The 19,903-nt window shown below is 72.9% G+C and carries 18 protein-coding genes; 13 read left to right on the top strand and 5 right to left on the bottom strand.

Features of this window, described 5'->3' with window-relative positions; all coding sequences use genetic code 11:
- The first annotated feature begins 3 nt into the window (after positions 1–3).
- The 6 genes from AB0C87_RS24590 (at position 4) to tsaD (ending at position 5,053) form a co-directional block, all read left to right on the top strand.
- The gene (locus AB0C87_RS24590) at positions 4–1,083 is read left to right on the top strand and encodes an alpha/beta hydrolase (protein WP_345176491.1); all 1,080 of its coding nucleotides are present in this window, start codon (positions 4–6) and stop codon (positions 1,081–1,083) included.
- 35 nt (positions 1,084–1,118) lie between these two features.
- A complete protein-coding gene (gene tsaE / locus AB0C87_RS24595; RefSeq protein ID WP_345176827.1) occupies positions 1,119–1,550 on the top strand; it encodes a tRNA (adenosine(37)-N6)-threonylcarbamoyltransferase complex ATPase subunit type 1 TsaE in 432 nt (143 codons plus the stop codon).
- 126 nt (positions 1,551–1,676) lie between these two features.
- Positions 1,677–2,678, top strand: coding sequence for a hypothetical protein (locus AB0C87_RS24600; RefSeq protein ID WP_360579643.1), 1,002 nt, complete (start codon positions 1,677–1,679; stop codon positions 2,676–2,678).
- Positions 2,679–2,776: 98 nt separating this feature from the next.
- The gene (tsaB, locus tag AB0C87_RS24605) at positions 2,777–3,457 is read left to right on the top strand and encodes a tRNA (adenosine(37)-N6)-threonylcarbamoyltransferase complex dimerization subunit type 1 TsaB (protein WP_345176498.1); all 681 of its coding nucleotides are present in this window, start codon (positions 2,777–2,779) and stop codon (positions 3,455–3,457) included.
- Positions 3,454–3,945, top strand: coding sequence for a ribosomal protein S18-alanine N-acetyltransferase (gene rimI / locus AB0C87_RS24610; protein WP_360579645.1), 492 nt, complete (start codon positions 3,454–3,456; stop codon positions 3,943–3,945). Before tsaB ends, rimI begins: the two co-directional genes overlap by 4 nt.
- Positions 3,946–4,015: 70 nt before the next feature.
- Entirely contained in the window at positions 4,016–5,053 is a 1,038-nt protein-coding gene (gene tsaD / locus AB0C87_RS24615) for a tRNA (adenosine(37)-N6)-threonylcarbamoyltransferase complex transferase subunit TsaD (RefSeq protein ID WP_345176506.1), read from the top strand.
- A gap of 59 nt (positions 5,054–5,112) precedes the next feature.
- Here tsaD and AB0C87_RS24620 read toward each other — a convergent pair whose 3' ends face one another.
- From AB0C87_RS24620 to AB0C87_RS24630, 3 genes are all read right to left on the bottom strand, one after another.
- A complete protein-coding gene (locus AB0C87_RS24620; protein ID WP_353832908.1) occupies positions 5,113–6,042 on the bottom strand; it encodes a phosphotransferase in 930 nt (309 codons plus the stop codon).
- 195 nt (positions 6,043–6,237) lie between these two features.
- Entirely contained in the window at positions 6,238–7,887 is a 1,650-nt protein-coding gene (locus AB0C87_RS24625; RefSeq protein ID WP_353832907.1) for a hypothetical protein, read from the bottom strand.
- A gap of 663 nt (positions 7,888–8,550) precedes the next feature.
- A complete protein-coding gene (locus AB0C87_RS24630; protein WP_360579648.1) occupies positions 8,551–9,786 on the bottom strand; it encodes an SAM-dependent methyltransferase in 1,236 nt (411 codons plus the stop codon).
- Positions 9,787–10,063: 277 nt separating this feature from the next.
- Between AB0C87_RS24630 and groES the strand changes: the two genes are divergently transcribed.
- The 4 genes from groES (at position 10,064) to AB0C87_RS24650 (ending at position 13,880) form a co-directional block, all read left to right on the top strand.
- Entirely contained in the window at positions 10,064–10,375 is a 312-nt protein-coding gene (gene groES / locus AB0C87_RS24635) for a co-chaperone GroES (protein WP_200841863.1), read from the top strand.
- An 85-nt stretch (positions 10,376–10,460) separates the two neighbouring features.
- A complete protein-coding gene (gene groL / locus AB0C87_RS24640; RefSeq protein WP_345176518.1) occupies positions 10,461–12,089 on the top strand; it encodes a chaperonin GroEL in 1,629 nt (542 codons plus the stop codon).
- A 286-nt stretch (positions 12,090–12,375) separates the two neighbouring features.
- On the top strand, positions 12,376–13,020 hold the full coding sequence (locus AB0C87_RS24645) for a sigma-70 family RNA polymerase sigma factor (RefSeq protein ID WP_345176830.1): 645 nt from the start codon (positions 12,376–12,378) through the stop codon (positions 13,018–13,020).
- Complete coding sequence (locus AB0C87_RS24650) at positions 13,017–13,880, top strand: hypothetical protein (protein ID WP_360579650.1); 864 nt, start codon at positions 13,017–13,019, stop codon at positions 13,878–13,880. Before AB0C87_RS24645 ends, AB0C87_RS24650 begins: the two co-directional genes overlap by 4 nt.
- Positions 13,881–13,926: 46 nt before the next feature.
- Here AB0C87_RS24650 and AB0C87_RS24655 read toward each other — a convergent pair whose 3' ends face one another.
- On the bottom strand, positions 13,927–14,316 hold the full coding sequence (locus AB0C87_RS24655; protein ID WP_179845994.1) for a DUF5319 domain-containing protein: 390 nt from the start codon (positions 14,314–14,316) through the stop codon (positions 13,927–13,929).
- Positions 14,317–14,559: 243 nt separating this feature from the next.
- On the opposite strand from AB0C87_RS24655, the gene guaB reads away from it, so the two are divergent.
- From guaB to glpD, 3 genes are all read left to right on the top strand, one after another.
- On the top strand, positions 14,560–16,056 hold the full coding sequence (guaB, locus tag AB0C87_RS24660; protein WP_353834541.1) for an IMP dehydrogenase: 1,497 nt from the start codon (positions 14,560–14,562) through the stop codon (positions 16,054–16,056).
- An 84-nt stretch (positions 16,057–16,140) separates the two neighbouring features.
- Positions 16,141–17,256, top strand: coding sequence for a GuaB3 family IMP dehydrogenase-related protein (locus AB0C87_RS24665; RefSeq protein WP_345176832.1), 1,116 nt, complete (start codon positions 16,141–16,143; stop codon positions 17,254–17,256).
- 99 nt (positions 17,257–17,355) lie between these two features.
- The gene (glpD, locus tag AB0C87_RS24670) at positions 17,356–19,095 is read left to right on the top strand and encodes a glycerol-3-phosphate dehydrogenase (protein WP_360579652.1); all 1,740 of its coding nucleotides are present in this window, start codon (positions 17,356–17,358) and stop codon (positions 19,093–19,095) included.
- A gap of 16 nt (positions 19,096–19,111) precedes the next feature.
- Here glpD and AB0C87_RS24675 read toward each other — a convergent pair whose 3' ends face one another.
- Positions 19,112–19,759 (bottom strand): helix-turn-helix domain-containing protein, encoded by a 648-nt coding sequence (locus AB0C87_RS24675; RefSeq protein ID WP_345176532.1) that lies wholly within the window; start codon positions 19,757–19,759, stop codon positions 19,112–19,114.
- Positions 19,760–19,903 lie beyond the last annotated feature (144 nt).

Genomic DNA, 19,903 nt, shown 5'->3' on the forward strand with positions numbered 1-19,903 from the left:
GTCATGGACAGCAGGAACAGGCGCAGGATCGGCCTCGCCGGTGTCGTCGCGGGCGTGGGCGCCGCGGGGGTGGGGGCGGCGGTCGGGCTGCGGCACCTCGCCGTCGGCCGGGTGCGGCTGCGCCCCGACCCCGACGCGGCCGAGCCCTTCGGGGAGCTGCGCGGGCGGGAGCTGACCGTCCGGGCGGACGACGGCGTCCCGCTGCACGTGGAGGTGGACGGCCCCGACGACGCCGACCTCACCGTCGTGTTCAGCCACGGCTACACCCTCAACCAGGACTCGTGGCACTACCAGCGCCGCGATCTGCGGGGCTCGCTGCGGCTGGTGTTCTGGGACCAGCGCAGCCACGGCCGTTCGGGACGCGGCAGGCCCGGGGACGCGACGATCGAGCAGACCGGCGACGACCTGCGCGCGGTGCTGGACGCGGCCGTCCCGCCGGGCGGTCCGATCGTCCTCGTGGGGCACTCCATGGGCGGTATGTCGATCATGGCGCTGGCGGACCGGCACCCCGAGCTGTTCGGGTCGCGGGTCGTGGGCGTGGCGCTGGTGAACACCTCCTGCGGCGACCTCGGGGAGATGACGCTGGGCCTGCCGCTGGTGCTCGCCAAGGCCGTCCGGCCGCTCGCCCCCGGGACGCTGCGCGGCCTCGGCCGCCGCGCCGACCTCGTCGACAGGGCCCGCGGGCTCGGCGCCGACCTGGCGTTCGTCGTCACGCGGAAGATGGCGTTCGCCGACAAGTACGTCAGCCCGTCGGTGGTGGGCTTCCTGGAGCAGATGATCAGGGAGACGCCGATCGACGTGATCGCGGAGTACTACCCGGCGCTGATGGCGCACGACAAGATCGGGTGCCTGGACGTGCTCCGCGGCGTGCCCACACTGGTGCTGGCGGGCGGCCGCGACCGGCTGACCCCCGCGGAGCACGCCCGCCGGATCGCCGAGGCGCTGCCGGACGCGGAACTGGTAGAGGTGGAGGAGGCCGGGCACGTGCTGCCGCTGGAGTACCCCGGCGTGGTGACCGGTGGGCTGCGCCGGCTGGTCGAACGGGTCCGTCCCGCCTACGAGGAAGAGGAGCGCACCGCGTGAAAGCCGTGACCGTCACCGTCCCCGCCGCCGAGGACATGCGCGAGCTCGGGCTGCGCCTGGCCGGGCTGCTGCGGGCGGGCGACCTGCTCGTGATGACGGGCCACCTCGGCGCGGGCAAGACGACCCTCACCCAGGGCATCGGCGAGGGGCTGAAGGTGCGAGGCCCGATCACCTCGCCCACGTTCGTCATCGCCCGGGTGCATCCGTCGCTGGCGGGCGGCCCGTCGCTGGTGCACGTGGACGCCTACCGGCTGGGCGGTTTCGCGGAACTGGACGATCTCGATCTCGACGCGTCGGTCGAGGATTCGGTGACGATCGTGGAATGGGGAGAAGGGCTCGCCGAGGGCCTCGCCGACGACCGGCTGGAAGTGATCATTTCTCGCGGAGAGGGCCCCGGCGAGGGGCGCGAGGTAAGGATCGTCGGGGTCGGTGATCGCTGGTCGGACCTGCGACTCGGCCCCGGATGATCTGGATCTGGCAACTTCTACGGTTTTTGCCTGGCCGGTTGGTCCATTTTACGGCTTGATGTCGTACTCTTTGCCGGAACGAACCTCACCTTCGCGACATATCGATTCCGAACGGGAGTGGGGCCGGTGAGTGGTAGCCATCGCAGCGGGAATTACCGCGACAGCTACCGCGCTTCGGGCGGTGGCCGGGGATCAGGCGGCGGTTACCGGCCGGACGGCGGTGGAGACGGCACGGGCGACGACCGCTACGAGCGGTACTCCTCCGGACGGCCGGGCAGCGGCCCGTACCAGCGGGAGACCGGCCCGTACGAGACGGGTAGCGGCGGATACCGCAACGAAAGCGGCGGATACCGCAACGAAAGCGGCGGATACCGGGCGGGCGGCGGGACCCGTCGCGGCGGGAGCGGCGGATACCGCACCGGCAGCCACCGGGCGCGCGAGCGCCGGAACGGGCGGCGCTGGGCCGTCGTCCTCGGCGGCGTCGTCGCCGGTGTCGCCGTGTGCGGGTTCGCGGCGTTCGCCGTCCTGGCGGGCGTCGGCGCGAGCGGCGACAAGAGCGCCGGCCAGGTCGTCGGCAGCGGCGCCACCGACAACTCCCCGACGGCCAAGGGCGAGCGCACCGCCGTCCCCGACTCCTGCACGATCGTCGGCGACGACCTGATCAAGCGGCTGGCGCCCGAGTCCGAGCGCACCGAGGCCGACAACTACCAGGGCGGCGACCAGCAGAACCAGTGCGTCTGGGGCGCCTACGCGGGCGAGCGGAGGCGGCAGCTCACCATCGAGCTGCGCGCGATCGCGGGCGGGGGCGCGGCCTCGCCCACGGAGTCCGCCCGCAGGACCTTCGCGGCCGAGCGGACCGCCGACGAGTCCGGCAAGGCGCTGCTGGCCGGGCAGAAGCTCACCGACAAGATCCGGCTCACCGGCGTCGGCGACGAGGGCTACATCGTCTACAGCGTGGACGACAACCAGGGCTCCGGCGAGGCCGTCGGCAACGTCCGGGTCGCCAACGTCCTGGTCACCGTCCACTACTCGGGCTCGGACAAGGGAGACCCCCTGTCGTCGGACGCCGCCACCGGCGGCGCCACCGACGTCACCAAGGCCGTCGTCACCGCGCTGAGCCGGGCCTGAGCCGGCGGGCGATCCGCTCGAACCCGCGCCGATCCGTCCGAACCCGGCTGCGAAAGAGCCGGACGACCCCGTGCCGGCGGCCGGTAGGCTTACAACCCGTGCTGGTCTTGGCTTTCGATACCGCGACCGCCGCGATCACCGTGGCGCTGTACGAGTGGACCCCGGGCGAGGGCGCGGTGCCGCGCGGTCTCGCGGAGGCCGTCGACCGGCGGCGCCACACCGAGCTGCTCACCCCGTCCATCGCGGAGGTGATGGCGGAGGCGGGCGCGGCGCCGGGCGACCTCAGCGCGATCGCCGTCGGCGTCGGGCCGGGGCCCTACACGGGCCTGCGGGTCGGGCTGGTCACCGCCCGCGCGATGGGCGAGGCGCTCAGCGTCCCCGTGCACGGCGTCTGCACGCTCGACATCATGGCCTGGGCCACCAAGCGGGACGGGCCGTTCGCCGTGGCGACCGACGCCCGCCGCAAGGAGGTCTACTGGGCGCGGTACGAGTCGGCGCGGTTTCGCGCCACCGAGCCCGCCGTGGGCCCGGCGGCGGACGTCCTGGAGGGCGCGCCCGAGGGGCTGCCCGTCGTGGGCGAGGGCGCGGCGCTGTACCCGGAGGTCCTCGGCGACTCCGGGCACGAGCCGCTGCTGCCCACCGCGAGCGCCCTCGCCGAGCTCGTCGTCGCGCGGCTGTCGGGCCTGAAGGGCCCCGAGCTGCTGCCGCCGGAGCCCCTCTACCTGCGCCGGCCGGACGCGAAGGAGCCGGGCCCCCGCAAGAAGGTGACGCCGGCGTGAGCGACGTCGTCCTGCGGACCATGACCGAGGCGGACCTTCCGGCCGTCCACCGGCTGGACCGCGTGCTGTTCCCGGAGGACACCTGGAGCGAGGAGATGCTCGCCGGCGAGCTCGCCGACCAGCCCCGCACCCGGCACTACGTCGTCGCGGAGACGCCCGACGGCGAGATCGTCGGCTATGCGGGCCTCGCCGCGGCGGGCGGGCAGGCCGACGTGCAGACCATCGGGGTCCGCGCGGACCGCCGCAAGGGCGGCATCGGCGCGGTGCTGCTCACCGCCCTGCTGGAGGAGGCCGTCCGGCGCGGCAGCGAGTCGGTGTTCCTGGAGGTCCGGGCCGACAACGACGCCGCCCACCGCCTGTACGAGCGGTTCGGCTTCGAGCGGGTCGGCCTCCGCAAGCGCTACTACCAGCCCTCGGACGTGGACGCGATCGTCATGTGCCGCAAGCTCCGCGACCGGCCGCCCATGGGCTTCACCAGGGCCGAATGAACCGCGGCGGCGGAAGGCGCCCGGGAAGCGGGCGGGAAGACAGGGCGAACGGCGAGACAGGGAGACTCACGTGATTCGGGACGAGCCACTGGTGCTCGGCATCGAGACCTCCTGCGACGAGACCGGGGTCGGGATCGTGCGCGGGCACACGCTGCTGGCGGACGCGATCGCTTCCAGCGTGGACCAGCACGCCCGGTTCGGCGGCGTCGTGCCGGAGGTCGCGTCGCGGGCGCACCTGGAGGCGATGGGGCCGACCGTCGAGCGCGCCCTCGCGGACGCCGGGGTGGCGTTCGCCGACGTGGACGCGTTCGCGGTCACCGCGGGCCCGGGGCTGCCGGGCGCGCTGATGGTCGGCGTCGCCGCCGCCAAGGCGTACGCGCTGTCGCTCGGCAAGCCGCTCTACGGCGTCAACCACCTGGCCGCGCACGTGTGCGTCGACCAGCTCGAACACGGCCCGCTGCCGAAGCCGTGCGTGGCGATGCTGGTCTCGGGCGGCCACTCCTCCCTGCTGCTGGTCCCGGACGTGGCGAGCGATGTCCGGCCCCTGGGCAGCACCGTGGACGATGCGGCGGGCGAGGCGTTCGACAAGGTCGCCCGGGTCCTCGACCTCGGGTTCCCCGGCGGGCCCGTCATCGACCGCATGGCCCGCGAGGGCGACCCGGCCGCGATCGCGTTCCCGCGCGGCAAGTACAACGACGGCACCTACGACTTCTCGTTCTCCGGCCTGAAGACGGCCGTGGCGCGCTGGGTCGAGGCGAAGGAGCGGGCGGGCGAGCCCGTGCCGGTCGCCGACGTCGCGGCGTCCTTCCAGGAGGCCGTCGTCGACGTCCTGACGCAGAAGGCGCTGAAGGTCTGCAAGGACAACGGCGTCGACCACCTGCTGATCGGCGGCGGCGTCGCGGCCAACTCGCGGCTGCGCGCCCTCGCCGCGGAGCGCTGCGCGGCCGCCGGGGTGCACCTGCGGGTCCCGCGCCCGAAGCTGTGCACCGACAACGGCGCCATGGTCGCCGCGCTGGGGTCGGAGCTGGTCGCCTCCGGCGTCGGCCCGTCCCAGCTGGAACTGCCCGCCGACTCCAGCCTCCCGATCGAGGCCGTCACCCTGCTCTGAACGCCCGCGGCGCCGCCCCCGCGAGGCGGCGCCTCAGGACGACTTTCTCAGCACAGCTCTCAGCACTGGGCGAGGAGCCGGTCGAGGTAGTCCTCGTAGAGGGGGACCTGCGGCTCGTCGATCATGCGGACGCCGTCCTCGGGGAGCAGGTCGAGGAGGCCGCGGACGTCCCAGTAGGGGTCGTGCGCGTGGCCGCCGGAGACCTGGTCGAAGGAGCACAGGAAGCGGTCGGCGACGGACGCGCCGTAACGCAGGGCCAGGCCGCGGCGCATGCAGGCGAGGTCGACCGAGACGGGGCCGGACGAGGCGTCCGACCAGTCGACGATGCCGGTGAGCCTGCCGTACGACCACAGGGTGTTGTCGGCGTGGTAGTCGCGGTGGATGAACCGGTCGGGCGCCTCCGGGGCGGGCCGGGCGGCGACCTCGAAGGCGCGCTCCCACAGGTCGGGGCGGAGCGCGTGCTTGGGCGGGAGCCGCACGTCGAGGCGGTTGTGCGGGACGTAGGGCGGCATCGTGGACGCGCCGTTCAGCTCGTGCACCGACAGCAGCGCGGCGGCGAGCTGGATCAGGTACTCGGGAAGGTCGTCGTGGGACGGGCGCGGCGGATGGCCCCGGAGCCGGGTGAGGAGCAGGGCCGGGACGTCGCAGTAGGCGCCCGACGGGTCGGCGGCCACGAGGGACGGTGCGGCGATCTTCCCGCTGGCGAGCAGCGCGAGCGCCGCGATCTCGCGCTCGGGGGAGAACTCGGCGTCGCCGTAGCAGTGGCGGGGAGCCGTCTCGCGGGAGGTCCAGCGGCGCAGGACGAGGTGGTGCGCCTCGCCGGAGCGGCTCTCGACGAGGAGGGCGTGGTTGGCGTGGGCGGAGCCGCCGGCGAGGGGCCGCACCATGCGGACCTCGGCGCCCTTGCCGAGGCACTCCTCCACCCATCGCAGGGTGGTGTGCCCGGGCGGGACGCCGGTCGGCAGGCAGGGAGCCGGTAGGTGGGTCACCTGATCCATGAAAACGGATTCCGAAGGGTATTGGGAGTGATTTTGCGAAGACGGAAAGTAACAAAACGCACGTCATCGGGGTGACATGAACGAAGCATCTTCGGTCGTCCCGGCGGTTCGCGGGACGAATGCCGCGAATACCGGGAGGTATCAGGATGCCGGGTGGGGCCCGCGCCGGCCCCACCCGGACGCTCGTCAGTCCTTGGTCTCGCGGCGGGGACGCAGCAGCGCCTCGGCGAGCGCGAGCATGGTCTCCTCCAGGGTGGACAGCCGCTTCAGCACGTCCTCGTGCACCGCGTTGACCTGCTTGGACACATCGTCGTGGACGCCGTCCACCTTCCGGCCGACCTCGTCCTCGACATGGGAGAAGCGCTTGGCGAAATCCGCCTGCGCCGCGTCGGCGCGCCGCGCGGCCTCGTCCTGCATGCTCTCCACCCGCCTCGCGAATTCGGCCTGGACGCCGCCGACCTGCCGCGCGACGTCCTCCTGCATGGTCCCGACCTGCTTGGCGACGTCGTCGTGGATGCTGCCGACCTGGCGCGTGACGTCCTGGTGGATGTCGCCGATCCGCTTGCCGAAGTCGTGGTGGACGCCGCTGACCTGCCGCGCGACGTCCTCCTGCATGGTCCCGACCTGCTTGGCGACGTCGGCGTGCACGGACTCGACGCGGCGGGAGACGATGTCGACCTGGGTGGTGAACTCCTCCAGCGCGCTGTCGACCCGCTTGGCGACCTCCTCGTGGATGTTCTCGATGCGCTTGCGGACGTCGTCGTGCACGTCCTCGAACCTGCGGGAGAACTCGTCCATGCGCTTGGCGACGTCGCTGTAGGCGGTCTCGGCGATCTGCGACATGGTGGCCTTGACCTCGTCGCGGTCGGGCCGGGCGCGCAGCTCCTCGATCAGCGGGTCGACGGCCTCGGCGAGGTGCTTCTCCAGCGCGTCGAACCGGTCGCCGTACTCGGCCGCCGGGCGCCGCGCGATCTCGGCCAGCAGCCGGTGCACCTCGGCGATCTCCAGCGTGGCGGGCAGCCGGTTGATCCGCTCGCCGAGCCCGTCGAGCCGCCCGTCGACGCTCTCGAACCGGCCGTCCAGCCCGCCCAGCTTGCCCGAGACCCCTTCGAGGCGCCCGTCGACGCCGTCCAGCCGCCCGTCGAGCCCGTCGAGGCGGCCGCCGACGCCCTCGACCCGGCCGTTGACCGCTTCAAGACCCTGCTCCATGCGCTCGGCCATCTCGCCGAGCGCCTGGTCGACCCGTGAGGTGACCCCGTTGACGGAGTGTTCGAGCCGCTCGGACCGGTGGCCGAGCTCCGCGAGCGACTTGTCGAGCCGGTTGAAGCGGACGGACGCGGCCTCCATGCTGCCCTGGAGCTTGTCCAGCCGCTTGGTCATCTCGTCCATGCGCTGCGACGCCTGCTGCGTGGCGTCGGTGATCTGCTGCGCGGAGTCGAGGACGGCCTGGATGCGGGTCAGGCCCTCGTCGACGTTCTCGGCCACCACGCCGACGTCGGCCCACAGCGCGGGCAGCTCGGCGACGGGCTTGACCCGCTCGCCGAACGCCTCGATGTGCTCGGCCAGGCCCTCGGCCCATTCAGGGGGCTTGCCGGACAGGTCGTCGACCTGCCCGCGGACGCTCTCGATCTGTCCGGTCAGCCCGCTGAGCTCGCGCTCCCGGACCTCGCGGAGAAGCCACTCCATGCCTTCCAGGCGCTGGCGGATCTCGTCGAGGACCTGACCCTGTGAACGCTGTTCGTAGACGTGGTCCTGCGCCGCACGGGCGAGCAACTCCCGCATCCGATCCGAGACCGGTTGACCCCCCGTCTGCAGGAAGTTGTGATTCGTTTCCACCCGATGCTCCTTCGTGTGCCGGCGCGACGAAATGACGCACGGCAAATGAATCTCTGGAGTGGCCACTGTAGTGCGTGTAGAGCGCGGCCAAAACGGGTAGCAGAGAAGATTGCGAGTTCTGCGGAATGCGCCTGTTATCCGACTAGACGGGATAGCGAGATATAGCCGAATGCATGGTTACTTTCCCGCTTCAGGCATATTGCCCGTGTTGGGGGGATAGGTGGGGTGGGCGGTGGCGGGCGGCGCGGGACGGGTCCGGCGTTCCGGGTGCCGTTCTGTCCGTACATCTCGTCCAACATCGGCAGTTCCCGAACCCCGGGGACGGCCACGCCCGCCCGACGCGCAGGCGTCGGGAGTGATGCCGAGGGGCGGGTTCCGGGCCTTTTCGGGAGGGCTTTAGGGGGACGGGCGTCCCGGCCGGTGAACCTGCCTTGGTGTTTTTCGCGCCGGTTGATCTCGGCGCGCCGATTCCCGCGCCGCGCCGTGCCCTTGCCAGGTGGCCGCAATCCCTGGTGCGCGCAATGCCGGAAAGCATCGATGATTTGCACCGCCATGGCGCGTCGCCTGGTCCCCCTTGGTGCTGCGCCGCCCAGTGGGAGATCTTTGGGCAGGGTTGCCGGGCGGAGCCCGCCCCGGGCGGGTCAGGCCCCGGCGACCGGCCGGTCAGGCCCCCGCGACGGGGTGCGTCAGCAGGGCGACGGGATCGCGCCCCACGCGCGTCACCACGACGGTCAGCTCCTTGGCGCCGCGGCCCGCGCGGCGCCCGCCGAAGCCGAGGTCGCGGCGGAGCCGGTCGACGTCGACGGCGGAACCGCGCTTCTTGACGGTCAGCACGCCGATCTCGCGGCGGCGCAGCTCGGCGCGCAGCCGCTTCACGGAGAACGCCATCACGTCCTCCACCTCGTAGGCGGAGGCGAAGGGCGTCGGGCGCAGCTCGTCGGAGGTGACGTACGCGATGTGCGGGTCCGCCAAGCCGCCCCCGACCAGTTCCGCGACTTCGCCGACCAAGTGGGCCCGGATCACGGCGCCATCAGGCTCGTACAGGTAACGGCCCCACGCGCGTACGTCCGGGTCGTCCAGACCTTGGGGAGTCAGGGTCCACACCTGGGGCTCTGTTCCCGAGAGATGGGTGTCGGACGCGAGGAGAGTGGCCCGCCGACCCACCGGCCCGGCCAGCCCGCCCAGCCAGAGGGCTGCTTCCTTGACCTCGCCCCCTACCGAGATCCACTCGGCCTCCGCGTCGTCCGGTACGGCCTCATGCGGGATGCCGGGCGCGACCTTCACGCAGGCCGCGGGCACCTGGCCGGCCATGGCCAGGACGACGTCGAGCGGCGGCTCATACGAACGGGGATCGAAGACACGGCCCCGCGCCGTGCGCCGCCCAGGATCGGCGAAGACCGCGTCGAACCCGGACGGGTCCTCCTCGGTGGCGTCCCCGACGCGGACGGAGGCGAGACCGTCCAGCCCGAAGACGGCCAGGTTGGCACGGGCCACCTCGGCGGTCAGCGGGTCCAGTTCCACGCCGTCCCCGGCCAGGCCCGCGCGCGCTCGGGCGATGAGGTCGGCGCCTATCCCGCATCCGAGCTCCAGCACGCGCGCGCCGGGCGGCCGGTCCGCGAACCTTCCGGCACGGTAGGCCGCCACGCTCGCGCGCGTCGACTGCTCAAGCCCCGCCTGCGTGAAGTACATGCGGTCGGCGTCCGCCCCGAACTTGGCCCGTGCCCTTTTGCGCAACCGGACCTGCGTCAGCGCGGCGGCCACGAGCGCGGGATCGTGCCGCTCCCGCAGGCGGGACGCCGTGGCGAGCAGTCCGTCCTCGCTCACGTCCGCCTCGGCCGTCTCCCTCAGGAGCGCCTGGCCGGAGGGGGTGCTCAGGGCCCGGAACGACGCGATGTCCATAGGGTGGAAGTTAGCGGCCGAGCCGGACGGCGGAGACCGGACGGCGGCCGCGGGTGAACCTCTGGAGACGGTCGCCGGGCGGGCCCGTGTCCGTGTTGACGGGGTACCGGGCACGGAATAGTCTCACGACTGGCACTCTCAAGGGTAGAGTGCCAAATACAGCGACGAAGGTCGGTCTGGCACCCGCGACGGCAGGCCGGTCCAGGGTCGCCTCTTCTGTCACATGTGCTGGTCGGTCATCCGTGGCCGGCCGAGGACCAATCGAAGGGGAGGTCAGATCGTGACGACCGCCACCAAGGTTGTTCTCAAGCCGCTTGAGGACCGCATCGTCGTCCAGCCGCTTGAGGCCGAGACCACCACCGCGTCGGGCCTGGTGATTCCGGACACCGCCAAGGAGAAGCCCCAGGAGGGCACCGTCCTTGCCGTTGGCCCGGGTCGCGTCGACGACAAGGGCGAGCGCGTCCCCGTCGACGTCAAGGTCGGCGAGGTCGTGCTCTACAGCAAGTACGGCGGCACCGAGGTCAAGTACAACGGCGAGGAATACCTCGTCCTCTCGGCCCGCGACGTGCTCGCGGTCATCGAGAAGTAATCACCGAGACGTGATGCACCCGCCCCGGTCGGCGCCGCCTTCGGGCGGCCCGCCGGGGCGGATCGCGTGAAAGAGGAGTATCCGCATGGCGAAGATCCTGGAGTTCGAGGAGGACGCTCGCCGGGCTCTTGAGCGCGGCGTCAACGCTCTCGCGGACGCCGTCAAGGTGACGATCGGCCCGCGCGGCCGCAACGTCGTCATCGACAAGAAGTTCGGCGCGCCGACGATCACCAACGACGGCGTCACCATCGCCCGCGAGGTGGAGCTGGAGGACCCCTACGAGAACCTCGGGGCCCAGCTCGCCAAGGAAGTGGCGACCAAGACCAACGACATCGCGGGCGACGGCACCACCACGGCGACCGTCCTCGCGCAGGCGCTGGTCCGCGAGGGGACCCGCAACGTGGCGGCCGGCGCCTCGCCGCTCGCCCTCAAGCGGGGCATCGACGCGGCCGCCCAGTACGTCTCCGACCAGCTGCTGAAGTCGGCCCGCGAGGTCGAGGAGAAGGGCGAGATCGCGCACGTCGCGACCATCTCCGCGCAGGACCCGCAGATCGGCGAGCTGATCGCCGAGGCGTTCGAGAAGGTCGGCAAGGACGGCGTCATCACCGTCGAGGAGGCCCACACGATGGGCCTCGAACTGGAGTTCACCGAGGGCCTCCAGTTCGACAAGGGCTACCTGTCGCCGCACATGGTCACCGACCACGAGCGCATGGAGGCCGTCCTGGAGGACGCCTACGTGCTGATCGTGGACGGCAAGATCTCCAACGTGCAGGAGTTCCTGCCGCTGGCCGAGAAGGTCGCCCAGACCAAGAAGCCGCTGCTCGTGGTGGCCGAGGACGTCGAGGGCGAGGCGCTGGCGCTGCTCGTCGCCAACAAGATCCGCGGCACCTTCCTGTCCGTCGCGGTCAAGGCGCCCGGCTTCGGCGACCGCCGCAAGGCGATGCTCGGCGACATGGCCACCCTGACCGGCGGCCAGGTCGTCAGCGAGGCGATCGGCCTCAAGCTCGACTCGATCGGGCTGGAGGACCTCGGCCGCGCCCGCCGGATCACCGTCACCAAGGACGCCACCACCATCGTCGACGGCGAGGGCTCGGCGGACGAGGTCACCGCCCGGATCAACCAGATCAAGGTGGAGATCGAGAACAGCGACTCCGACTGGGACCGCGAGAAGCTGCAGGAGCGCCTGGCCAAGCTGGCCGGCGGCGTCTGCGTGCTGCGCGTCGGCGCCGCCACCGAGGTGGAGCTGAAGGAGAAGAAGCACCGCCTGGAGGACGCCATCTCGGCGACCCGCGCGGCGATCGAGGAGGGCATCGTCTCCGGCGGCGGCAGCGCCCTGGTGCACGTCGCCAAGGAGGGCTTCGGCGCCCTCGGCCTGTCCGGCGACGAGGCGACCGGCGCCGAGGCGGTCCGCCGCGCGCTGCCCGAGCCGCTGCGCTGGATCTCCGAGAACGCCGGCCAGGAGGGCTACGTCGTCGTCTCCAAGGTGGAGGCGCTGCAGGCCGGGCACGGCTACAACGCCGCCACCGGCGAGTACGGCGACCTGATCGCCCAGGGCGTCATCGACCCGGTGAAGGTCACCCGCTCGGCGGTCACCAACGCCGCCTCCATCGCGGGCATGCTCCTCACCACCGAGGCGCTCGTGGTCGACAAGCCGGAGGAGGCCGACGAGGCCGCCGGCGGCGGCCACGGCCACGGCCACGGTCACGGCCACTGAGATCGGCCGACCGGCGGGCTCGTCCCGTCCGGGGAGCGTAGGCGAGGCCCCCGTCCGTCCGGGCGGGGGCCTCGCCGCGTCCCGGCCGGGTGGCCGTCCCGCCGCCGGAGAAAGCGCGTCTTCGCCCGCAGAAGTCCGCCACGCCCGGCAGCGCGATGACCACGACGCGTAATAACTCCAGGTTCGCTCCCGCACTGTGACCATTCCGTTGTAGACGACAGTGGAGACACGCCCGGGGGTGCTGGGCATCATGCTTGACGTGACCGAGGGAAGCTTCGCCGGAACCATGGCCGCGCGTGCTGCCGACCCCTCGAACGGGCCCGCCCCTCCCGCCCCCCGTTCGGCGCGGGCGCTGCGCGCCGCCGACGCGGGCGACGGCGACCTCAGGGAGCTGACCCATCTCGCCGTGCAGGGCGACCCGGGCGCCATCGAGGTCCTCATCGCCGAGGTGCGGCCCATGATCGTCCGGTACTGCCGGGCCCGGCTCGGCCGGGTCTCCGGGCAGTACCACATCGCCGACGACGTGGCGCAGGAGGTCTGCATCGCCGTCCTGTCGGCCCTGCCCCGCTACCGGGACATGGGCCGGCCGTTCGCGTCCTTCGTCTTCGGCATCGCCGCGCACAAGATCGCGGACGCGCTGCGCAGCGCGGTCCGCGCCGCCGTCCCCACCGAGGACCTGCCGGACGGTCCGGACGACCGCCCGGGCCCCGAGGAGACGGTGGTCCGCTACATCGAGGCGCAGCGCGCCCGCGACCTGCTCACCCGGTTGCCCGAGCACCAGCGCGAGCTCGTGCTGCTGCGGGTCGTCGCGGGCCTGTCGGCGGAGGAGACCGGTAATGTGCTGGGCATGTCCGCGGGGGCGGTACGGGTCGCGCAGCACCGGGCCCTGGCCCGGCTGCGCGCGATGGCCAGAGAGGAGTCGATCGCTTGACGGAGCGCGGCCCCCTCACCGGCCTGCGGGGCGCCCCGGATCCGGACGACCCCGCCCGCCGCGGCGACGCCCCGGCGCAGGCGCCGCGGTCCCGTCCGCCTGCCGTCCCGCCCGTGGACCTTTCCGCAGTCCGGCGGACCGACGCGCTCTTCGAGTCGCTGGCGGCCCGAGGCGCTGCCGGTTCCGCCGCTCCTGGTGAGAGCCCCGGCGAGGCCCGGGCCGAAGCCCGCCCCGCCGTCCCGCAGGACGACGACCGCGACCCCGCGGAGCCCTCCGACGACCGCGACCCCGCGGTGCGGCTCCTGCGCGCCCTGATCGTCGACGTCGACGACCCGGCCTGCGACGCCCCCGAACCGCCGGCCCCGTCGGGGCCCGGCCCGCGCCGCCGCGGGCCGCGCACCATCGTGGCCCTGGGCGTGGCCGGCGCCGTCCTCGCCAGCAGCGGCGTCGCGGCCGCGGGCGGCGGCGTCGCCGAACGCACCACGGCGTCCCCGACGCCGGCCGCGTCCGGCGTGGCGGAGGAGGTCGACACGACGGCCGACACCGACGCCGGCGCGCTCCAGCGTCCGCGGCCGCCCGTGCGCCCGGCCCCGGAGGCGGGACGCCCCGCCGCGCGCACGCCGTCCGAGGCCCCGGACCGCGGTGAGGGCCGGCAGCTCAGGCGCCGCCCGGACGGGCCCTTCCCCCGTCACCTGCCGCGCCGCCTTCCGCGCAGGCAGGAGGCCCCGACGATGTTCGCGGAGCCGGTGGAGAGGCCCGACGCGCAGCCGCTCGCCGACCCGCGTCCCCGTCTCGACGATCTGCGCCGCCTGGCCCGCAAACGCGCCCTCGACTACCAGAACCGCCCCACCGACGACTGACGGCGCCCCGCGCCCCTCGCGTCCGGATCGGTGCGGGCTCGGGCGGTCAGTTCTCGTCGCGCCCCTCTTCGCTGTCGATCACGCCGTCGACGTAGCCGCGGGCGTACTCCCAGCTGACGTAGTCGACGGGATCGGGGGAGAGCGCGGGCTCGTGCACGCGGGGGAGGCCCTCGTCGAGCAGGTGGCGCAGGTTGCCGTGCAGCAGCTCCCAGTCGATGTAGTGCATCTTGCCGCAGTCGCCGCAGTCGACCGTGAGGCCGCGCACCCCGAGCGGCTCCAGCAGGGCCCGGAAGACCTCCAGGTCGGCGAGGTCGGCCAGCACGTCCTCCCGCTCCGTCACGCTGAGCGGAGCGGTCTCGTCGCCCGGGTCGCCGAGCGCCGCCGCCGGATCCTCCGGATCTCCGGCGAACGGGTCGAGCGGAGCATCGTCGTGCACACCCCCACGCTACTGCGGGACGCCCCGGGAGGTGCACCCCCCGGCCTCCTCCGTGCGCGAACGAGCGCGAAGCGCGCGTGCACGGAGGGGAATGCGAAGGAGCGCCCGGCGTGTTGGCAGATGTCATCAAGACCACGTGAGCGCCGCGCCCAAAGCCCGCCCGGCCGTCGGCCCAGCCCCTACCATGGGGACAGGGTCCCTTGTGACCTGGCCCGATGCCGCCACCACCACGGGAAGGTTGTCATGAACCCCGCCGCCGAGCCCGACAAGTTCCTCCCGCAGGGCCTGACCTTCGACGACGTGCTCCTGCTGCCGGGCTACTCCGACCTGCAGCCCGGCGAGGCCGACACCACGACCCGGCTGACCCGCGAGATCTCGCTGCGGATCCCGCTCGTCTCGGCGGCGATGGACACGGTGACCGAGGCCCGCACCGCGGTCGCGATGGCGCGCCAGGGCGGCATCGGCGTGCTGCACCGCAACATGTCGATCGAGGAGCAGGCCGCGGAGGCCGACCGGGTCAAGCGCTCCGAGGCGGGGATGATCACCAACCCGGTGACCTGCCTGCCGGACGCCACGCTCGCCGACGTCGAGGAGCTGTGCGCCCGCTACCGGATCTCCGGCGTGCCGGTCACCGACGTGCGCGGCGTGCTCGTCGGCATCGTGACCAACCGCGACATGCGCTTCGAGACGGACCTGTCGCGTTCCGTCCGCGAGGTGATGACGCCGATGCCGCTCATCACCGCCCCGGTGGACGTCTCCCGCGAGGAGGCGTTCCGCCTGCTCGCGGGCAACAAGGTGGAGAAGCTCCCGCTCGTCGACGGCGAGGGCCGCCTCAAGGGCCTGATCACCACCAAGGACTTCACCAAGAGCGAGCAGTACCCCGACTCCACCAAGGACGCCGACGGCCGCCTGCTCGTCGCCGCGGCCGTGGGCGTCGGCGAGGACGCGCTGCGCCGCGCTCGCGCCCTCATCGAGGCCGGCACCGACGTGATCATCGTGGACACGGCGCACGGCCACTCCAAGGGCGTCGCCGACACGATCGCCGCGATCAAGGGCAACTCGTCGGTCCAGGTCGTCGGCGGGAACGTCGCCACCGCGGCGGGCGCCCAGGTGCTGGTGGACGCGGGCGCCGACGCGATCAAGGTCGGGGTGGGCCCCGGCTCGATCTGCACCACCCGCATCGTCGCCGGCGTCGGCGTCCCGCAGATCACCGCGATCTTCGAGGCGGCCCGCGCGGCGAAGGCGGCGGGCGTCCCGGTGATCGGGGACGGCGGCCTGCAGTACTCGGGCGACATCGCCAAGGCCCTGGTCGCGGGCGCCGACACCGTGATGCTCGGCAGCCTGCTCGCCGGCGTCGAGGAGTCCCCGGGCGAGCTGATCTTCGTCCACGGCAAGCAGTACAAGTCCTACCGCGGCATGGGCTCGCTCGGCGCGATGCGCAACCGCGAGCGCGGCGCCTCCTACTCCAAGGACCGCTACGCCCAGGCCGACGTCAACGCCGAGGAGAAGCTGATCCCCGAGGGCGTCGAGGGCCAGGTCCCCTACCGCGGTCCCCTCGCCAACGTCGCGCACCAGCTCGTCGGCGGTCTCCACCAGTCGATGTGGTACGCGGGCACCCGCACCGTCCCCGAGCTCCAGGAGCGGGGCCAGCTCATGCGCATCAGCGTCGCGGGCCTGCGCGAGAGCCACCCGCACGACATCCAGATGACGGTGGAGGCCCCCAACTACCAGGGCCGGTGACCTGACGTAAGCTCTTCCGGGGCTTGGTCCCGCGAACCGCGGGAAGACCGATTCAGGTGGAGGAAGGGCGCAGTGGCTGCTGAGGTGGAGATCGGCCGTGGCAAGAGCGGCCGCCGGGCGTACGCCTTCGACGACATCGGCATCGTGCCGTCCCGCCGGACGCGCGATCCCGAGGAGGTCAGCGTCGCCTGGCAGATCGACGCCTACCGGTTCGACATGCCGCTGGTCGTCGCGCCGATGGACAGCGTCGTCAGCCCGGCGACGGCGATCGCCGTCGGACGGCTCGGCGGCCTGGCCGTGCTCGACCTCGAGGGGCTCTGGACGCGCTACGACGACCCGGGGCAGCTGCTCGCCGAGATCGCCTCGCTGGACGACGTCCGCGCCACCCAGCGGCTCCAGGAGATCTACTCCGAGCCGATCAAGGAGGAGCTGATCGGCCGCCGGATCGAGGAGGTCCGCGAGGCGGGCGTCACGGTCGCGGCGCGGCTGTCGCCGCAGCGCACGGCCCAGTTCCACAAGGCCGTGATCGACGCCGGCGTCGACCTGTTCGTGATCCGCGGGACGACCGTGTCCGCCGAGCACGTGTCGGGGCGCGCCGAGCCGCTGAACCTCAAGCAGTTCATCTACGACCTCGACGTCCCCGTGATCGTCGGCGGCTGCTCCACCTACACCGCGGCGCTGCACCTGATGCGCACCGGCGCGGCCGGCGTGCTGGTCGGGTTCGGCGGCGGCTCCGGGCACACGACGCGGACCGTCCTCGGCGTCGCCGTCCCGATGGCGACCGCGGTCGCCGACGTGGCCGCCGCGCGCCGCGACTACATGGACGAGTCCGGCGGCCGCTACGTGCACGTGATCGCCGACGGCGGCATGGTCAACAGTGGCGACATCGCCAAGGCGTTCGCCTGCGGCTCCGACGCCGTGATGGTCGGTTCCCCGTTCGCCCGCTCCACCGAGGCGCCCGGGCGCGGCTACCACTGGGGCAGCGAGGCCCACCACGGCGACGTCCCCCGCGGCACCCGCATCGAGATCGGGACGATCGGGACGATGGAGCAGATCCTGCACGGCCCGTCCCACGTCGCGGACGGCTCCATGAACCTCATCGGCGCGCTGCGCCGCTCGATGGCCACCGCGGGATACACCGAGCTGAAGGAGTTCCAGCGGGTCCAGGTCGTCGTGGCCCCCGGCCAGTCCACCGACTGAGAGCGACCCCACGCCCGTTCTTTCGCATCTCGGTGTGAACCGGTCCTTACTCTTGGGTAAGAACCGTTCGGAAACCGAACCGCTGTGGGGGGATGCGCGATGACGGGATCACCGGTGACCGGTCTTGGAAGCTCGCGGCTCGGCCCGGCCGAGCGCGCGGCGGCGCTCGACCGCATGGCCCGCGAGGAGTTCGACGTGGTCGTCGTCGGCGGCGGCATCGTCGGCGCCGGCGCGGCGCTCGACGCGGCCACCCGGGGCCTGTCCGTGGCGGTGGTCGAGGCCCGCGACTTCGCGTCCGGCACGTCGTCCCGCTCGTCCAAGCTGATCCACGGCGGGCTGCGGTACCTGGAGCAGTACAACTTCGACCTCGTCCGGGAGGCGCTGACCGAGCGCTCGCTGCTGCTCCAGCAGATCGCGCCGCACCTGGTGCAGCCCGTCCCGTTCATGCTGCCGACCACGCACCGCGTGTGGGAGCGCGCGTACCTCGGGGCGGGCGTGGCCCTCTACGACGCGCTGGCCTTCCAGATGGGCAGCACGCGCGGCGTCCCGCACCACCGCCACCTGACGCGCCGCGGGGCGCTGCGCCTCGCGCCGTCCCTGCGCAAGGACGCCTTCACCGGGGCGATCCAGTACTGGGACGCGATGGTCGACGACGCCCGCTTCGTCATGACCGCCCTGCGGACGGCCGCGGAGTACGGCGCCCAGATCGCCTCGCGCACGCAGTGCCTGGGGTTCCTGCGCGAGGGGGAGCGCGTCACCGGCCTGCGCATCCGCGACCTTGAGGGCAACACGACCAGCGAGGTCCGCGCCAAGCAGGTCGTCAACGCCACCGGCGTGTGGACCGACGACATCCAGGAGCTCGTCGGCGGGCGCGGCCAGATCCACGTGAAGGCGTCCAAGGGCATCCACCTGGTGGTGCCCAAGGACCGCATCCACTCCGCGACCGGGATCATCCTGCGCACCGAGAAGTCGGTGCTGTTCGTGATCCCCTGGGGCCGCCACTGGATCATCGGCACCACCGACACCGCCTGGGACCTCGACCGGGCGCACCCCGCCGCGTCCAAGGCCGACATCGACTACGTCCTGGACCACGTCAACGCCGTCCTCACCACGCCGCTCACCCATGACGACGTGGAGGGCGTCTACGCGGGCCTGCGCCCCCTCCTCACCGGCGAGACCGAGGAGACGTCGAAGCTCTCCCGCGAGCACGTGGTCGCGCACCCCGTCCCGGGCCTCGTCCTCGTGGCGGGCGGCAAGTACACGACCTACCGGGTCATGGCCAAGGACGCCATCGACGCCGTCGCGCACGGCCTCGACGGCAAGGTCGCCGAGTCCTGCACCGACCGCATCCCGCTCGTGGGCGGCGACGGCTTCCAGGCCATGTGGAACGCGCGGCACCGCCTCGCCTCGCGCTCCGGCCTGCACGTCGCCCGGATCGAGCACCTGCTGCGCCGCTACGGGACGCTCCTGGACGACCTGCTCGAACTCATCTCCGACAGGCCCGACCTCGCCAAGCCGCTGGACGGCGCCGACGACTACCTGCGCGCCGAGGTCGTCTACGCCGCCACCCACGAGGGCGCCCGCCACCTCAACGACGTCCTCGCCCGCCGCACCCGCATCTCCATCGAGACGTGGGACCGCGGCGTCGGCGTCGCCCAGGAGGCCGCCGACCTTCTCGCGCCCGTCCTCGGCTGGTCCAAGAAGCAGCGCGACCGCGAGATCGAGTACTACCGCAAGCGCGTCGAGGCCGAACGCGCCTCCCAGACCCAGGACGGCGACCAGGAGGCCGACGCCCGCCGCCGGGGCGCCCCCGACATCGTCCCCGTGGCGACCCCGTGACCCGGGCGCCGGCGGTTCAGGGCCGGGGCCGTCCCTGGACGAGGGTCTTGCCGGTGCTGTAGAGGTCGGCCGGGACCCGGACGGGGTCGAGGAGGTGCTGGAAGGCCAGGCCGAAGTCGAGGGCCATGGTCAGGGTGGCGCGGTCGCCCGGAGTCGGCTCGCCCGGGGCCGGGCCGTCGGGGGCGGAGCCGTCGGCGGGCTCCAGTTCCCGGGCCAGCTGTTCCCGGCGTTCGGCGTACCAGTCGGCGATGCGCCACCCGGCGGCGTAGTCGCGCATCCCGTAGAGCCAGAACTCGACCAGGAGGAGGGCGAGGCGGCGGGGGGCCTCGTCGGAGTCGCGGCGGGACGGGCGGCCGGTGCGGTCGGCGTCCTCGGCGGCGGCGCGGAGCTCGTCGCAGACGTCGGTGCGGGTGCGGGCGCTGGTGATGCGCTCCATGAGGGCGAGGAGCAGGTCGGTCTTGCCCGCGAAGTTGGAGTAGACGGCGCCCTTGGTGAGTCCGGCGGCCGCCGCGATGTCGTCGAGCGAGGCGCCGTGGATGCCGCGCTCGGCCCAGAGGCGCTCGGCGGCGGCGAGCAGGGCGGCGCGGGTCTGCTCGCGGCGGTCCCGGCGCGCGCCGGGGCGGGCGGCGCCGCTCTCGGGTGTGTGGCCGCGGGCATGCGTCATCGCTGTCCCTCCCCTGGGCAGCGCCGCCCCCGACGGCGCTGAGATTCTCCTCCTGCTTTCGGGATACACCGGGTGGGGGCGGTCAGTCTCCGACTTCCACAACTCCACCCGGCTTGGAACGGTCCGTTCGACAGCGGTCATCGC

This window comes from Actinomadura sp. NPDC048021 (genome assembly GCF_040653135.1).
GTDB classification, from domain to species: Bacteria; Actinomycetota; Actinomycetes; order Streptosporangiales; family Streptosporangiaceae; genus Spirillospora; species Spirillospora verrucosospora.

Excerpts from the sequence above, each read along its gene's own strand:
- AB0C87_RS24675 (WP_345176532.1), bottom strand. The coding sequence starts at position 19,759 with ATGACGCATGCCCGCGGCCACACACCCGAGAGCGGCGCCGCCCGCCCC.
- AB0C87_RS24630 (WP_360579648.1), bottom strand. The coding sequence starts at position 9,786 with ATGGACATCGCGTCGTTCCGGGCCCTGAGCACCCCCTCCGGCCAGGCG.
- AB0C87_RS24645 (WP_345176830.1), top strand. The coding sequence starts at position 12,376 with ATGGCCGCGCGTGCTGCCGACCCCTCGAACGGGCCCGCCCCTCCCGCC.
- guaB (WP_353834541.1), top strand. The coding sequence starts at position 14,560 with ATGAACCCCGCCGCCGAGCCCGACAAGTTCCTCCCGCAGGGCCTGACC.
- AB0C87_RS24590 (WP_345176491.1), top strand. The coding sequence starts at position 4 with ATGGACAGCAGGAACAGGCGCAGGATCGGCCTCGCCGGTGTCGTCGCG.
- groL (WP_345176518.1), top strand. The coding sequence starts at position 10,461 with ATGGCGAAGATCCTGGAGTTCGAGGAGGACGCTCGCCGGGCTCTTGAG.
- glpD (WP_360579652.1), top strand. The coding sequence starts at position 17,356 with ATGACGGGATCACCGGTGACCGGTCTTGGAAGCTCGCGGCTCGGCCCG.
- tsaE (WP_345176827.1), top strand. The coding sequence starts at position 1,119 with ATGCGCGAGCTCGGGCTGCGCCTGGCCGGGCTGCTGCGGGCGGGCGAC.